Here is a 15,257-nt window from a genome sequence, read left to right as displayed (position 1 = left end):
GACAGTGCGCAGTACGATCGCGGCTAATCGGGATGAGACGGGGAGGTGGAGATGAGCGATACGGTTGACGGGCTGGACCTGCGGCGAGCGGGTGCGAACCAGTACGACCTGGGTTCGTTCAACGAGGCTGTGATCATCGAGACGATCCGGCTGGCCGGCATCATCAGCCGGACCGAGATCTCCCAGCGGACCGGTCTCACCCAGCAGTCGGTGTCGCGGATCCTGCGCATCCTCCTCCAGCAAGGTCTGCTGGTGGAGGAGGCGCAGGAGCGCGCCGAACGGCTCGGCAAGCCGCGGACGCCGGTTCGGTTGCGGTCGAAGGCCGCGCACGCGGTCGGGATCCACATCGACCCGGAGCTGCTGACGGTCGCGGTCGTCGACCTGGACGGGACGATCGTCCGTCGTGAGACCGTCGACCTCGCCGACGGCCTGGAGGGCGGCAAGCTTGTCGACCTGAGTGCGGCGACGGTGAGTGCGGCGCTGAGCATCAGCCAGGTCGATCCGGAGTCGGTGCTCGGTGTCGGCGTCGCCGTACCAGGGCCGATCGACACGGACGGATCGCTGCTCGCGCTTCCGCTGCAGCCGGCCTGGCGAGGGCTGAAGATCCGCAAGCTGTTGCAAGAGCGCCTGAATCATCCGGTCCTGGTCGAGAAGGACGGTACGGCGGCAGCGATCGGAGAGCGCTGGATCGGGCGGTCGGCGCGCGCACGTGACTTCGCCTATCTCTACCTCGGTACGGGCGTCGGCAGCGGGCTGATCCTGAACGGGTCGATCTACCGCGGTGGCTCGGCGAATGCAGGAGAGTTCGGCCAGATCGCGGCACTGCGGATGGGGGAGTGGGACCCGGAGGACGGTCCCCGGATGGTGCCTGAGTGCAACCCGACGGCGTCGATGCCGGTGATCGCGGCCGAGTTCGGGTACGTCGAGACCGATCCGGGCGCGACCGATGAGGCCAAGCGGTACAAGGCGGTCTGCAAGGCGGCCGCCGACGGGGACGAGGCCGCGGTCAAGGCGGTCACGCAGGTGGCGCGAGTGGTCGGTCAGGGTGCGGTCGGGCTGGTGGATCTGCTCGACATCGACCTCGTCGTGCTCGGCGGGCCGGCGTACATGAAGGAGATCTCGGAGATCTTCCTGACCGAGATCGGGCGGGCCGTCAACGCTCATCCAGTGGCCCGGGAGACCCGGCCGGTCGCGGTCGAGGAGTCGATGTTGCAGACCGATGCGGCCGCGGTCGGGGCGGCCTCGACGATCTTCCACGATGCGTTCACCCCTCGCGTGTCCGGCTCCAGCCAGGCACGTAGGCTGCCGAAGTGATCGATGCCCGCTCGCTGACTTCCGACGTACAACTCAGGATCGCAACCCTCGACGACGCACCCGCGCTGGCCGATGCGCAGATCGAGAGCCGGGAACATCTGGCGCCCTGGGAGCCCGAGCGGGCGGACAAATGGTTCACGCCGGCCGGTCAGGCCGAGCGGCTCGTCTATCAACTCGAGCGGCACAAGAACGGCCTGGTCGTGCCGTGGGTACTGGCCGAGGGCGACCGGATCGTCGGCGCGATCACCTTGAGCGATCTGGTGCCAGGACCGTTCCGTAGCGCGAGCGTCGGCTACTGGGTCGGCGTCAACGCCATCGGCCGCGGCCTGGCGACCCTCGCCGTCGAAGCGGTCGCGGAGATCGCCGACAAGCAGTTGAAGCTGCACCGCATCGAAGCCAGCACGCTGACGAACAACGTCGCATCGCAACGCGTCCTCCAGCGCACCGACTTCGAGCAGATCGGATTCGCTCCCACCTACCTCCACATCGGAGGCAAGTGGGAGGACTGCAACCTCTACCAGCGCATCCTCAACAACCGCGAGCCCGGCGCCTAGTTCGGCGGCAGGCCGACACCTCGCGACACGTCCACGTCGTCGTACCTGCCTTCCAGGACGTCGACGAACTTCACCGGACGCTGCAGCGTCGAGGCGATGTAGACGGCCCGGACAGTGGCGAGAGCGTCGATGGCATCCTGCACCGTGATCGCCGGCGCGTTGCCGGCCGCGATCGCCTTGAGGATGTCGTCGTACTGCGCTTCGTGGCCGCCAGGCTCGCCGTCGGTCGGGGCATCGTCCTTCGAGCCGTCCACGTTGAGCCGGCGGAGACGGTCGTCCTCCACCTCGGCGCCACCCTCGGTGCCGTGGACCGACACCCGCGTACGCCCACCAGGGAACGCCGCCGTCGTCGCATGCAGTGTCCCGACGGCGCCGTTCTCGAAGGTGAGCGTCGCGACCACCGTGTCCTCGACCTCGATCGCATGGTGTGCCGCCCGCAACGCCTGCGCCTGGATGCTGACCGGGCGGCCCATGAACCACAACATCAGGTCGACGGTATGCACACCTTGGTTCATCAGCGCGCCACCGCCGTCCTGCGCCCACGTCCCGCGCCAGCCGGCCGACGCGTAGTACTCGTCGCTCCGCCACCAGGCGACCGTCGCGACCGACGACGTCAGCTGACCGAACCGGCCGGCGTCGATCGCCTGTTTCACCACGGCGCTGCCGTGGTCGAACCGGTGCTGACTGATCACCGACGACACCACCCCGTGGCTCGCGGCCCGGGCGGCCGCCGCGCCGAGGCGGCGGGCCCGGACCAGGTCGACGTCGAGCGGTTTCTCGATGACGACGTGCTTCTTCTCGTTCAGCGCCTCCTCGGCCAGCGCGGCGTGCGTGCCGCTCGGCGTGCAGATCGCGACCAGCGTGACGTCCGACCCACTCAGCGCCGCGGTCAGGTCGTCGTACACCTTCGGCTCCGGCTGCCCGGCCTCGGTGAGTTGCGCCCGCAGTGCCTCCCGGGCGGCGGCGTCACCGTCGACGAGCGCGGTGACGATCGCGTCCGGCCGTTCCGCGATGGTCTTGGCGTGGGTCCGGCCGATGATGCCGCAGCCCACGATCGCGACCTGCTGTTGTGTGTCAGCCATCTCGCTCCTACTGGAAGTTCGCGGTCAGAACCTGGTCCGTGCTGACGGTGAAGGTGTACGACGGCGTTGTCGACACCACGGTCCCGTCCACGGTCCAACTCTGGAAAACGCTATCCGATGAGGGCGCCGCCGTCACGGTGACCTGCGCGCCGACTTCGTACGTACCCGGTTCGGACTCGTTTCCAACGATCTTCACGGTGCCGTTCCCGTTGGCCTGCACCTTGATGGTGCGCTGGACGACGTTGATCACCATCACGTTGTGCAACGTGGCCGGGCCGCTGAGCGTGGCGCCGTTGTAGCGGGCGAGGTTCGTCGCCTCGACGTCCCCGCTGACCACCTGCACGGTGTGCCCGTCGGTGCCGAGGTTGTCGGTGCCGAGGTTGAACGCGTCGACCTGACCCGAGTTCACCACCAGCCCGTCGTGGAAGCCGTACGCGAACACGTCGAGCAGTGTCAGCCCGCGAGCGCCGTCGACGGTGACGATCTTGGCCGTCTTGCGCATGTACTTGTCGATGACGAGCGTGAAGATGTCACCCTCGTTCATCCAGTACGGCTGCTGGTACCCGACCCGGGTGACGGCGTTCCCGTTCGAGAGCACGCCCTCGACCCGGCCGTTGCGACCGGCTCCGATCGAGATCGCGTGGTCGAAGAACGCGCCGGCGATCTTGCGGACGACGACGTTGTCGCCGCTGAGGTCGATCCCGTTCCAGGCGTTCGGGAAGCCGGCGTTGATCACGTAGTTACCGCCGGCGTGACCGCGGATCGCGTACGGGTAGGGCACGAGACCCTCGGCCTTGCTCGGGTTGTTCTCCGGGTAGAAGATCCGGAGCCCGCGGACGCCGGCCTGGCTCTTGAGCGTGATCAGGGCCGTGTCGGTGTTCCGTTCGAACGCCTGCAGGACCGTCCCGCCGCTGTCGCCGCCCTCGTCCCGGTTCGGTACGGCGGACGCGCCGCGCAGCTCGACCTTCGCCGGGACGCTCAGGTGCGTGGTGATCCGGTACCAGCCGGCGGGCAGGTAGACGATGCCACCGCCCTCACGGCCCGCTCGGTCGAGCACCTTCTGTACTGACCGGGTCGCGTCCGCCGTCGGCAGGTATCCGACTCCGTGCGGCGCGTCCACGACGTACAGCTTCTGGACGGGCTTGGGCAGCGGCTTCTGGTTGTACGTCGGCGCCGTGCCGGACATCTGGTGGATGATCCCGGACATGGCGCCCGTGACCTCGGTTCCGGTGATCTTGACGTACCCCTGCGAGTTGTTGGTGATCCCGCCATCGAGGTGACCGCCGGCCAGGGTCAGACCCCACCGGTCGTCCATCACGTCGACGAGCAGGCCGGTGCCGGTCCGGCGTACGTCGGGCTCGAGGAAGCTGCCGGTGAACTGGGCCCGCTGACCCGCGACCACGTGGATGCCGACCGAGTAGTCGGACAGCGCGATCCGGTAGAACTGGTCCCACTCGAGGTCGCCGAGGACGAGGCCGGTGCCGTGGGTGCGGGTCCAGGTGTCCAGGGCTTGCCGCGACGGCGGTTTGAAGGCCTTGGGTGCGGACGACCAGTAGGAGTTGCTGAAGGCAACGTTCTCCCAGGTGCCGACGTCGGCTCCGTTGTATGCACGGGCGCCTTCGAACAGCGCCGTACCTTGCACGTTGCGGATCGTGGTCGACTCGTGCACCTGGCCGGAGCTCGGGGCGTTGCCGTGGTCGTTCGGCATCGTGCTGACGCCGATCCCGCGGTACGAGTTCAGCATGGTGACGTCGGAGACGGTCGACATCATGTAGTTCTCGTTGCCGATCCAGGCGCCGCCGGGGATCTCGAAGGTGTAGTTGTACGGCACCGGGTTCGTCGCGCTCTGGTTCGGGTAGTACGTCGTGACGCCGAGGACGCCGGCGCTGCCGCCGATCCGGAACAGGCTCGGGCCGTCGTCCCCGGAGGCGAGATCGGCGATGATCACCGTTCCCGATCCGAGCTTCTGTCCGTGATCACCGCGGAGGCTGCAGAACGCGTGGACCTCGATGGTGTCGGTCACCTTGTACTGGCCGGCCGGCAGCCAGACGGTGCCGCCGCCGGCGTCCTGGCAGGCGTAGATCGCCTGCTGGATGGCCTTGGTGGAGTCCCGTTTGCCGGTGCGGTCGGCGCCGTACTGCGTGGCGTCGAAGTCGGCGACGACGCCGTCCTCGGTCGGGTTGCTGGTCTGCACGAGCTTCGGTTTCGGCGTGACGACAGGCGTGAGCCGGAGCTGGAGCTCCTTGACGATGAACGAGTCGGCGCCGGTCATCGCGACTCGCACGTAGCGAGCGCTCGTGGTCGCGAACCGGGTCCGGCTGAACTGATTAGCACCTGGCGATCCGGTCCGGCCGACGGTGGTGAACTTCGTGCCGTCGTTCGAGACCTGCACGGTGTAGTCAGGGGAGTAGGACTGCGCCCATTCGACCTGTACGTCGTTCACCGGCCGCGGCTTGCCCTGGTCGAGCTGCAGCCACGCGTCACCGGGTCCACTGGTCCAGGCCGTGTCGTGGTTGTTGTCGTTCACGTTCGCGGCGCCGGTCCCACTGCTCGCGGACGCCGTACCGCTGCCGGCGAAGTTGGTGTCGACGACGGACGCGGTGAAGGCGTCGAGCTTGGCTTGCAGGGTCTGGAGCGCTGCTTTGACCTGTACGTCGGTGACGCCCGGAGTGGACGCGATCGCCTGAGCGTCGTCGATCGCGGTCTGCAGGATGGCGCGGCTGCCAGCCGGGTATTGCCCGTCGCGGGTGCCCTCCCGGGCTGCCTTCTCCGCGCGGGTCGCCTGGCCGATCAGGTCGACGAGGCCTTCGGTGACGTCGAGGGTGGTCGCGACCTTGGCGACCCGGACCGCGGCCACCTTGAGGTCGGCCGAGCCGTCGCCGTTGTGGATGCGGAAGTCGCCGCCGTTCGAGCGGTTCGTCATCACCGCGTCCGGCAGGGCGAAGGTGTACGTCTTCCAGGTCTTGGTGTCGCCGTACTGGACGACCTCGGAGTTCTTGAACTTGTCCGGGATCGTGTCGCCGGGGGAGTCGTAGTGCAGGCCGAACTGGCCGTTGCCCGCGTCGAAGTAGTCGATGCTGACCAGCGCGAGGCTGTGGTTGTCGTACAGGTACGTGTCGGCGACGTTCATGTAGAAGAAGTTCGTCCCCGGCGACGGCGCGGTCCGGTCGGTCTGCCAGTACGGGCGACCGTCCTGTACTCCGGTGATCAGGTGCGACGCATCGTCACCCGCTCGCGGGCTGATGCCGCTCTCCACCGGGGCGGCGCCGAGCTGGACCGACGCTCCCGCCGTACTGATCCGCAGGCTGGCGATCGTGATGTCGGTGGTGCCACCGAAGACGCGGACGTCGGCGTCGCCGAGGCGGTTGGTGAACTCGATGTCGGTCAACGAGAAGACGCCGGTCTTCCACTGTCCGGAGTTCGTCAGCTGGACGTCGGTGGCGTCTTGCTGCGGGTTGGCCTTGGCGTCGTACTGGAGGTCGAGCGTGCCGGAGCCGCTGTCGAGATAGGTCACCGTCACCAGGACATCGTCGGTGCCGATCTCGTCCACGTAGTCGTGGTCGACGTCGAACTCGAGGTAGCCGGTGCCGGCGGCCCGGTTCGTCTGCCAGTACGTGCGGCCTTGCTCGGTGCCGGTGCGAAGCCCGGCCGGGTCGTCACCGGCGGCGGGCTGCACGCCGAGGGTGGTCAGGGTCGGGCCGAGATCGGCGCCGACCCCGCTGGGATACATGGTGGCGGCGTGCGCCGTGGGTACGGCGAACACTGAGGTGAGAAGCACGGCGGGAAGAAACCGCGCGAGGACATGTCTGAGCATGCTGGAACCTCCAGGTGGCGGACCGGAAGTACACGGCGACTGCCGCTGCGCGGATAAGTTAAACCAAGCGTGTTACTTATTCAAGAGCCCGGCGCTTCGGCAGCAAAAGCGCTGGTACGGCGGCAATCACGGTGAAGCCGATGGCCCAGAGGAAGCTGTGCGCGTAGGCCGTCGACGCCGGGTGTCCGGTGAGCTGACTCTGCACGACCACAGCGAGCGTCGCAGCCCCGAACGCACCGCCGAGCTGCTGCATGATCCGGGTCGTGCTGCTCGCGTGCGGGATCTGTACCGGCTCGAGGTCACGGAAGGCACCGACCATGACCGCCAGGTTGACCGCGCTGAGCCCGGCGCCGCGGATGACGAGCGCGATGGCAAGTACGACGTACGACGTGTGGGTGAAGGCGAACGGGATCGTGCCGATCGTCGTGAGAGCGATGCCGGCCAGGACGACCGGTCGCGCGCCGATCCGGTCCGTCAGTCCGCCGGCTGCTCGAGCGATGAGGCTGCCGACGCCTTGGGGGACCAGCAGGAGGCCGGCGGCGGTGACAGTTTGGCCGCGGGCCTGTTGGTAGAAGAGCGGGAGGAGCAGCATCGCGCCGTACAGGCCGAAGCCGGTGAGGAACATCAGCGCGATCGATGCGGTGAAGGACTTCGTACGGAAGAGGGCCAGGTCGATGAGCGGTTCGGCGGTGCGTCGCAGTACGAAGGCGATCAGGAGCACGACGCCGAGGACGAGCGGGATCAGGACGGCAGCGTGGCCGAATCCGCCGCTGTTGCCGACCTGACTGAGGCCGTAGATCATGCCGGCGAGGGCGGGGGAGATGAGCAGCAGGCCGGTGACGTCGAGGGCTGCCGCGGTCGGCTCGGGATCGGGTTTGAGCGCGCGGACGGCGAGAACGATCGCGGCGATGCAGATCGGCACATTGACGTAGAAGATCCAGCGCCAGTCGAGATGCCCGACCAGTACGCCGCCGATCACCGGACCGAGAATCGGGCCGAGCACGATGGGCAAGGTCACGACGGACATCAGCCGGCCGATGCGATCACGGCCGGCCGCGCGGAGCAGCAGGGTCTGCATGATCGGCAGCATCAGCCCGCCGCCGATGCCCTGGATCGTGCGGAACGCGATCAACGAGCCGATGTTCCAGGCGACGCCGCACAGCATCGAACCGACGAGGAACAATGCGAGCGCGATGATCCACATCCGTTTGGCGCCGAAGCGGTTCGCCGACCAACCGGTGATCGGTACGGCCATCGCGAGCGCCAGCAGGTACGCCGTACTGACCCATTGAACGGTGGACACCGAAGTGTGCAGCTCGACGCCGAGGGTGTGGATCGCGACCGTGACGATCGTGCTGTCGAGCAACGGGGCCATAGCGCCGACGATCAGTACGGCGGCAAGGGTCAGAACCCCGCGGTCGAGGCGGGCGGTAGTGGTTGGTGTGGTCATCCGAGCGGCTCCTTAGAGACGATGCGTCTCTTACGGATTGATAGTAAGCTCGGACCGTTAAGAGACGCAAGGTCTCTTTTGAGGAGTCGTTCATGGAGCAGGCACAACGCCGGCGGGGCGCGGAGCTCGAAGCGGTCCTGCTCGATGCCGCCTGGGACGAGTTGATGGAGACCGGCTACACGCGGCTGACGATGGAAGCGGTCGCTGCCCGGGCGCACACCGGCAAGCAGGTGCTGTACCGGCGGTGGCGCAATCGGGCGGAGCTGGTGGTCGCGGCGATGCGGCACCGCACCGGCTCGATCGTCGGGAACGTGCCCGACACCGGGAGTCTGCGGGCCGACGTGCTCGCCGTACTGCAGCGGATGGCCGACCGGTTCGAGACGCTCGGGCCCGAGGTCGTGCACGGACTGCTGGCGGAGGCGCCGGATCTGGATCCGGAGGTCTACACGCGGATGGCGGGCGTGATGGCGACCATCGTGAAGCGGGCGGCGGAGCGCGGTGAGATCCCGACGGCCGACGTACCCGATCGGGTCCTCACCGCTGCCACCAACCTGCTGCGTCACGAGATGCTGTTCGCCGGGGAACCGGTGGCCCCTTCGACGCTCACGTCGCTCGTCGACGACGTCTTCCTGCCGTTGGTCAGCGGAACGCGTGAACGTTCCGAGTGACCCAGTCCGCGAACGTCGACGCTGGCCGACCGAGGACATTCGGTACGTCGGGGTTGACCAGCTGCTCGCCGGCGGACGGCGTACCGAGGACGTCGAGTGTGGCCTCGACGACTGGCTCGGGCATGAACTGCAGCATCCGGGCCTGCGCCTGATCCCGACTGAGCTCGGTGAACTGCACCGGCTCCCCGATGACCGTCCCGATCACGTCGGCTTGCTGACGCGGTGAGATCGCGGCCGGTCCGGTCAGCGTGTAGATGGCGCCGGTGTGGCTCGGGTCGCGGAGAGCGGCCGCGGCGACCTCGGCGATGTCGTTCGGGTCGACGGCCGGCAGCGCGACGTCCGCGAAGGGTGCGGCCATCGTGCGGTCGGTCCGGATGGAGTCGGCCCACTGGAACGCGTTGCTGGCGAAGTTGCCGGGACGAAGGATCGTCCAGTCGAGCCCGGACTGGGTGACCGCGTCCTCGTGGATGGACGGGTGGCGCTTCGTACCGACGCCTTGCGACGAGAGCAGGACGACGCGGGGTACGCCGGCCGCCTTGATCACGTCGACGACGTCGTGAAGGTTGCCGCCGGCAAGGAAGTCGGCGGAGGTGAGCAGGAAGACCGCCTTCGCGCCGTCGAGCGCGGGCTTGAGGGTTTCGGGTTTGGTCAGGTCGGCTTGATGCCCTTCGCCGCTCCGCGAGACAGGTACGACGTCTTCGCCGGCCGCGGTGAGGGTCTGGACGAGTGGGGTGCCTACGTTGCCGGTTGCTCCGGTGATCACGATCATGTCGATGACGCTAGTTGTCGTGGGATAGTAGGTACCTAGAGGAAAGTACTGGGCGAAAGGCAGATTTGTGAGCGAGACCACAGCTGTAGATGCAGGGGTCGGTGTCGGGATGGATGCTGCTGTTGACTCTCCTGTTGGTGCGGCCGTCGACTCGGTGCAGGCGTGCCCGATTGCTCCGGTGGTGGACCTGGTCTTCAGCCGCTGGACGACGCCGATCCTGTGGACGCTGAACGAGTACGGCCGCCAGCGCTTCGTCGAGCTCGAGCGCCGCATCGGCGTGATCACCCCGAAGGTCCTGACCCAACGCCTACGCCAACTGGAACGCGACGGCCTGGTGGTCCGCGAGTACCACGCCGAAGTCCCACCTCGCGTCGAGTACGAAATCAGCCCGCTAGGCCGAAGCCTCGCACCCCTCTTCCACTCCCTCGCCCAATGGTCCCCCAACCTCGCCGAAGTCGAAAAAGCCCGCCACCACTTCGACACCACCCAACCCGCCCACCGCCGCCCCTGACATCCGTCGAACTACGGCAGCCGCCCGACCCGACGGACGCGAACCCGCGCCCAACCCGACGGGCTCCAACCTCGGTACGTCTGCGGGGTTGACCCCTGAGATGGTCGGTTGCCCCCTGGCATTCCGACGGGGTAACCGTCCAACTCGGGGGTTAACCCCTGAGACGGACGGGCCGCGATGGGGTTGGGAGATGCCGGGCGGCGGCTGGTGACGGGGTACGACGGGGAGTCGCGGGCGCGTTCGTTGGTGCGGCGGATCCGCGGGACGTCGGACGACGCGGTGTAGTCCGCTGGTGTTTCAGGCGACGCCGACGAGTTCGCGGGTTGTCAGGGTTTGTAGGAGGGTGAAGAAGTGGGGGGTGGCTTCGGGAAGGCGGAGGTGGCCGGCTTCGTGGTGGGTCCAGCCGTAGAGGAGTTCGCCGTCGAGGGTGCGCTCTTCCACGGGTACGGCGTACCTGCTGAGGGTGACGCGGGACGGGCCGGTTTGGGGGTGGTGGTCGCCGCAACCGCATTCGGCGGGGATGGTGATCGTGGTCAGTGCGTCGGGGGAGTAGGTGCGCAGGCGGAGCGTCGTACCGCGGGCGGTGAACTGGACGATCGTTGCGTCAGGCAACTGTACGAGCAGCTCGACCGGTACGGCGTGCGAACCGGGGAGGAGCCGGAGACCACGAGACGCGAGCAGGTCGGCGAGAGCCGGGAGATTCATGCGAAGTTCCTGTGAGTGCTGTGTCGGCGGGCGGGCCACGGAAAGGGGCAGGGCCTCGTGCGCCGAACTCGGCGCGCGTCAGCGACGACAGCAACAACAACACAGCATCTGCATGCCGAAGATCATGGCAGCAGTCCCGGGCCACCGGCAAACACGGTCCGCAATATGGGACAACTGTCCGCGATACGTCAACTAACCCGCGGCCGAGAGCCGCTGGGCGGTCATGGACCGCAGGCAACCAACCCGCGGCCGAGTGCCGCGGGCGGTGATGGACCGGGGTTCAGTCGGCCTTTTTGCCGAACATGATCTCGTCCCAGCTGGGGACGCTGGCGCGCTTGCCTCGTTTGGCCGGCTTCTTCTTCGGCTCTTCCGTGCCGGTTGGCTCGGCGTCCTCGGCCGGCTTGTCGACGGCCTCTTCGCGAGCAGGCTCAGGCATGGCGCGAGGCGCCGACTTGGCAGTCGGTGCGGACGTCGACGCAGCTGCCGGTGCAGCGGTCGGCTCGGGCTCAGGAGCCGGCTCTGGTCGGCGAGCTTCCGTAGTAGCCGCAGGGCGCTCGGCGGGGCGGTCGTCTGCGGCGGGGGAGGCGAAAGCTGGTGGGTCGGCGGGGCGCTCGACGGCGCGTACTGCGGGGCGGGGTGCCGGGGGCTGGTCGACGGGTACGTCGATCAGGGTCGGCTCCTCGTCCGGGTTCGGGACCGAGTGCACGCGCCGCGGACCGCGCTCCGGCTGCCGGGCCGACTCCCGCGACCCGTCACGCCGAGAGTCACCGGACTCCCGACCGTCGTCCCACGACTCCCGTCCTCCACGCGCATCACGACCGTCCTCGCGACCGCCCCGCGCATCGCGGCCGAAGTCTCGGGAGTCGCGACCGTCCTCCCTGCCACCTCGCGCATCGCGGCCGAAGTCTCGGGAGTCGCGACCGTCGCGGCCGGTTTCTCTTGTCTGGTCGTAGGCGTCGTCGCGTGAAGCCGGGTGGTTCCGGCGGCGCAGGCCGACGGTGTCTTCGAAGCCGGCCTCGTAGCTGTCGGCGCCGTGGTCGGGCGCCAGCAACGGGTCGATGTCCGCGACAGCGGCCAGCCGCCGCTCACCAGGCTGCGGCTGCGTCGGCGTCGCGATCACCTGTGCCTGCTCGCCGACCAGCCAGCGCGACTCGTCGTCGTCCGGCACCGCGTACCGCCCCGGGGCGTCGTACGCGAACATCGCGATCTTCTCTTCCTTCTGCTCCGCCTCGTCCTCGGACTCGACGAAGTAGGAGACGCGAACCGCCCAACGTCCGTCCTCGCGACGCCACGCGTCCCACTCGGCCGACGCCGGGTCGACCTGACGCGTGCGCAGCCGGTCGGTCACCCAGGCGCCGAGGTTCCGCGTCGGGGCGTCGCCTCCGCCACGACGTCGTACCGATGCACGCTGCGCAAGGCTGGCGATGTGGTCCCGCTCGGCCAGGACCGGGCCGGCGAACGCCATCACGCGTTCCATCGGCATCTGGGCGATGGCAGCGACTGCCTCGGGACTTTCGCCGGCGCGGATACGAGCCTGGATGTCTCGTGGGCGCAGCGCGCTCTCCATTTGAATCTCCAGCTGGCCGAGTCGGGCACGGTCGCCGCGGAGGGCCGCACGCAACCGGTCGTCGACCGGTACGGCGAACTCCTCACCCGTCTCTGCCAGCGCCACGATGAGTTGTTTCCCATCCTGGCTCAGACCGACGAGCCTCGCCTCGCGCATTGACCTTGTTCTCCTGTGCGGTTCTAGACAGTCTCTCCCGGACGCTGGGCCTGACCAAGACCGGCGCGCCGTGCCGCCCGGTCATTGTGGAGGTTACGTCACGAAATCACATCTTGCCTGGTCACCGAGGTCCTCCCGGTAACACCAGTCACATTAGTCACAACACGGTGTGACAGCTAACCGAATGTCAGCCGGCGAAGGCGGATCGCACCGCAAGCGCACGCTTCAGGTCGTCCGCGCTGTCGGCGACGGACCGCCGGATGCCGGCCGCGACCGACTCGTCGGCGAGCAGGTCGGCGGCACGGTCGACCACTCGCTGCTCGATCGTGTATCGCGGGAACGCGAGCTTCGCGCTGGTCGCGACGACCCAGCCCGACCGCAGCTTCTCGGTGCCTGCGATCTCCGCGAAGTACCGGTCGACGTACGGCGCAGTGAGCTCGGCCTGCGTCGGGTGCCAGAACCCTTCGGACGCGGCGTACAGCTCGTAGTTCGGCAGGTCGGCGTCGGTCATGATCTGCGTCCATGCCCGCTCCTTCGCGGCCGCCGTCGGCAGCGCGGCACGGCAACGGGTCGCATGTACGACGCCCTCGGAGGACGAGTCGCGCTCGAGCTCGGCGTCGATCTCCGCCTCGCCGATCGCACCGAGCCGGGCGAGCTGCAGCGTGACGATCCAGCGCAGGTCTGCGTCCATCGTCACGCCGTCCGGTACGCCGTCACCGGCGAGCCAACCCTTGAGCCGGTCGGCGTCGTCGGTGAAGCGCGCGAACCCGCGAGCCACGGAAAGCTGCACGCTGCTCCCGACCTCGACCGTCTCGAGCCGCGCCCGCAGTACCTCGGCGAGCTGTCCGCGATAAGGCTCGTACGGCAGGTAGACCCCGAGCACCTGGAGGTTCGCCCAGTTGAGCATCGTCGCGACCGCGATGTCGCTGTTCTCGGTCGGCAGCAGTCCGAGTACGACGTCGAAGCCGAGCTTCGGGTCCAGCTCCGCGTCAGCGACCGAGTCCCGCACGCTGTTCAGTACGACGGCCCGCGTCACGCCGTCCTGGATCTTCGGCAGTACGGCGGCCAGGTTCGCGAGGCTGTCCGCATCGAGCCGGATCTTCGCCCAGCTGTCGTCACCCGCGTCCGGGACCACGACGAGGGCCGACGGGTCGAGCTCCACCTCCACCTCGTCGCCGTCGAGCAGTACGTCGACCGTCGTACTCCGCCCGTCCGCGTCGTACCCGCCGACGGTGAACTTGTGCGGTCGTGAAGCCGGGTACTCCGCCGGCGCCTTTCGGGTCAGCTTGATCCCTGTCGCGGTCCGCGATGCGGTGATCGTGTCGACGCCAGGGGTCCGCAGCCACGCCTGCGCCCAGTCGTCCAGGCCAACCGCACCGGCCTCGGTCCACTTCGCGACCAGGTCGGCGAAGGTCGCGTTGCCGAACTCGTGCGCGGCGATGTGCGCGTTCACGCCGGCCAGGAACACGTCGTCACCGAGGTACGCCGCCAGTTGCTTGAGGACCGCCGCGCCCTTCGCGTACGAGATGCCGTCGAAGTCGTCGAGCGAAGCGAGTGCGTCCTTGACCGCGTCGGCCGCGACCGGGTGCGTCGAGGACCGCTGGTCGGCCTGCAGGCCCCACCACTTGCGGATGTAGGCGAAGTCGATCCAGTTGTCGGTGTACCGGGTGGCCGCGGTCGAGACCCGGTGCGCCATGTATTCGGCGAACGATTCGTTCAGCCAGAGGTCGTTCCACCACTTCATCGTCACGGTGTCGCCGAACCACTGGTGCGCCATCTCATGCACGATCGTCCGGGCTCGCTGGCTGCGCTCGCCGTCGGTGACCGCGGAACGGAACACCATCGAGTCCCGGAAGGTCACGCAGCCCGGGTTCTCCATCGCGCCGGCGTTGAACTCCGGCACGAACGCCTGGTGGTACTCGCCGAACGGGTACCGGTAGCCGAACATCCGGTGGTACTCGTCGAACGACTGCTTGGTCACCTCGAAGATGTCCGCGGCCTCGCGGTCCAGGGCGTCCTTCAGCGACTGCCGGGAGACCACGCTGAGCGCGATGCCGTCGTGCGCATCGGTGATCTGGTGGTACGGCCCGGCCACGACGGTGACGAAGTACGTAGAGAGCGGCTTGGTCTCGGCCAGCTCCCAGCGACCGGGTGACACCTGGGTCGCGCCGCCGTTGCCGAGCACGAGCCACTCCTCGGGAGCCGTGACCTTGAGACGGTACGGCGCTTTGAGGTCGGGCTGGTCGAAGCAGGCGAAGATCCGCGGAGCCGCGTCGAGGAACGACATCGCGTACGTGTAGGAGAGACCGTCCGCGGCGTCGACCGCGCGGTGCAGTCCCTCACCGTCGTGTGAGTACAGCATCGTGGCGACCACGACCAGCTCGTTCTCCGGCTGCAGGTCGGTCAGCTCGAGCCGTCCGTCGTTCAGGCCGGTCACGTCGACGGCCGTGCCGTTCAGCGTGACCGAGATCAGTTCGTCGGGTTTCACGTCGACCCAGCTCGAAGGCGAGGAGGCGGTGAACCTGATCGTGGTGGTGGACCCGAACGTCCGCTCGCCCTGGGTGAGGTCGAGATCGACGTCGTACGACTGGACGGAAAGCGCGGCGGCCCGAGTGCGGGCGCCGTCGACGGTGAGACTCGGCATGAGGGCCACTGTATGCCGAGACT

General features: G+C 68.1%; 11 protein-coding genes. 4 read left to right on the top strand and 7 right to left on the bottom strand.

The annotated features are described in order from the left end of the window. Window positions 1-51: 51 nt before the first annotated feature. Both EV650_RS06365 and EV650_RS06360 read left to right on the top strand, forming a co-directional pair. On the top strand, window positions 52-1,314 hold the full coding sequence (locus EV650_RS06365) for an ROK family transcriptional regulator (protein ID WP_134116284.1): 1,263 nt from the start codon (window positions 52-54) through the stop codon (window positions 1,312-1,314). Further along, window positions 1,311-1,868, top strand: coding sequence for a GNAT family N-acetyltransferase (locus EV650_RS06360; protein WP_134116282.1), 558 nt, complete (start codon window positions 1,311-1,313; stop codon window positions 1,866-1,868). The genes EV650_RS06365 and EV650_RS06360 overlap by 4 nt, the downstream gene beginning before the upstream one ends. Here the strand turns inward: EV650_RS06360 and EV650_RS06355 are convergent. From EV650_RS06355 to EV650_RS06345, 3 genes are all read right to left on the bottom strand, one after another. Further along, a complete protein-coding gene (locus tag EV650_RS06355; protein ID WP_134116280.1) occupies window positions 1,865-2,950 on the bottom strand; it encodes a Gfo/Idh/MocA family protein in 1,086 nt (361 codons plus the stop codon). The genes EV650_RS06360 and EV650_RS06355 overlap by 4 nt on opposite strands. A 7-nt stretch (window positions 2,951-2,957) precedes the next feature. After that, entirely contained in the window at window positions 2,958-6,764 is a 3,807-nt protein-coding gene (locus EV650_RS06350; RefSeq protein WP_134116278.1) for a discoidin domain-containing protein, read from the bottom strand. Window positions 6,765-6,840: 76 nt separating this feature from the next. Beyond that, window positions 6,841-8,214, bottom strand: coding sequence for an MDR family MFS transporter (locus EV650_RS06345; RefSeq protein WP_134116276.1), 1,374 nt, complete (start codon window positions 8,212-8,214; stop codon window positions 6,841-6,843). 92 nt (window positions 8,215-8,306) lie between these two features. Between EV650_RS06345 and EV650_RS06340 the strand changes: the two genes are divergently transcribed. Next, on the top strand, window positions 8,307-8,882 hold the full coding sequence (locus EV650_RS06340) for a TetR/AcrR family transcriptional regulator (protein WP_134116274.1): 576 nt from the start codon (window positions 8,307-8,309) through the stop codon (window positions 8,880-8,882). Here the strand turns inward: EV650_RS06340 and EV650_RS06335 are convergent. After that, on the bottom strand, window positions 8,854-9,651 hold the full coding sequence (locus tag EV650_RS06335; protein WP_134116272.1) for an NAD(P)H-binding protein: 798 nt from the start codon (window positions 9,649-9,651) through the stop codon (window positions 8,854-8,856). The genes EV650_RS06340 and EV650_RS06335 overlap by 29 nt on opposite strands. A 109-nt stretch (window positions 9,652-9,760) precedes the next feature. Between EV650_RS06335 and EV650_RS06330 the strand changes: the two genes are divergently transcribed. Next, entirely contained in the window at window positions 9,761-10,162 is a 402-nt protein-coding gene (locus tag EV650_RS06330) for a winged helix-turn-helix transcriptional regulator (protein WP_134116270.1), read from the top strand. Window positions 10,163-10,459: 297 nt separating this feature from the next. Here EV650_RS06330 and EV650_RS06325 read toward each other — a convergent pair whose 3' ends face one another. The 3 genes from EV650_RS06325 to pepN all read right to left on the bottom strand — a co-directional run bounded on the left by EV650_RS06325 (window position 10,460) and on the right by pepN (window position 15,234). Beyond that, a complete protein-coding gene (locus tag EV650_RS06325) occupies window positions 10,460-10,867 on the bottom strand; it encodes a hypothetical protein (RefSeq protein ID WP_134116268.1) in 408 nt (135 codons plus the stop codon). A gap of 280 nt (window positions 10,868-11,147) precedes the next feature. Next, on the bottom strand, window positions 11,148-12,590 hold the full coding sequence (gene sepH / locus EV650_RS06320) for a septation protein SepH (protein ID WP_134116266.1): 1,443 nt from the start codon (window positions 12,588-12,590) through the stop codon (window positions 11,148-11,150). Window positions 12,591-12,777: 187 nt separating this feature from the next. Then, window positions 12,778-15,234 (bottom strand): aminopeptidase N, encoded by a 2,457-nt coding sequence (pepN, locus tag EV650_RS06315; protein ID WP_134116264.1) that lies wholly within the window; start codon window positions 15,232-15,234, stop codon window positions 12,778-12,780. Window positions 15,235-15,257 lie beyond the last annotated feature (23 nt).

The organism is Kribbella kalugense (assembly GCF_004365875.1).
GTDB lineage: Bacteria > Actinomycetota > Actinomycetes > Propionibacteriales > Kribbellaceae > Kribbella > Kribbella kalugense.
The sequence above is the reverse complement of the archived record's forward strand: the minus strand, read 5'-3'. Positions and strand labels throughout refer to the sequence as shown.

What these genes read in the sequence shown, in the direction of transcription:
- EV650_RS06365 (WP_134116284.1), top strand. Translation starts at nt 52, where the DNA reads ATGAGCGATACGGTTGACGGGCTGGACCTGCGGCGAGCGGGTGCGAAC.
- EV650_RS06355 (WP_134116280.1), bottom strand. Translation starts at nt 2,950, where the DNA reads ATGGCTGACACACAACAGCAGGTCGCGATCGTGGGCTGCGGCATCATC.
- EV650_RS06350 (WP_134116278.1), bottom strand. Translation starts at nt 6,764, where the DNA reads ATGCTCAGACATGTCCTCGCGCGGTTTCTTCCCGCCGTGCTTCTCACC.
- EV650_RS06345 (WP_134116276.1), bottom strand. Translation starts at nt 8,214, where the DNA reads ATGACCACACCAACCACTACCGCCCGCCTCGACCGCGGGGTTCTGACC.
- EV650_RS06340 (WP_134116274.1), top strand. Translation starts at nt 8,307, where the DNA reads ATGGAGCAGGCACAACGCCGGCGGGGCGCGGAGCTCGAAGCGGTCCTG.
- EV650_RS06335 (WP_134116272.1), bottom strand. Translation starts at nt 9,651, where the DNA reads ATGATCGTGATCACCGGAGCAACCGGCAACGTAGGCACCCCACTCGTC.
- EV650_RS06330 (WP_134116270.1), top strand. Translation starts at nt 9,761, where the DNA reads ATGGATGCTGCTGTTGACTCTCCTGTTGGTGCGGCCGTCGACTCGGTG.
- EV650_RS06325 (WP_134116268.1), bottom strand. Translation starts at nt 10,867, where the DNA reads ATGAATCTCCCGGCTCTCGCCGACCTGCTCGCGTCTCGTGGTCTCCGG.
- sepH (WP_134116266.1), bottom strand. Translation starts at nt 12,590, where the DNA reads ATGCGCGAGGCGAGGCTCGTCGGTCTGAGCCAGGATGGGAAACAACTC.
- pepN (WP_134116264.1), bottom strand. Translation starts at nt 15,234, where the DNA reads ATGCCGAGTCTCACCGTCGACGGCGCCCGCACTCGGGCCGCCGCGCTT.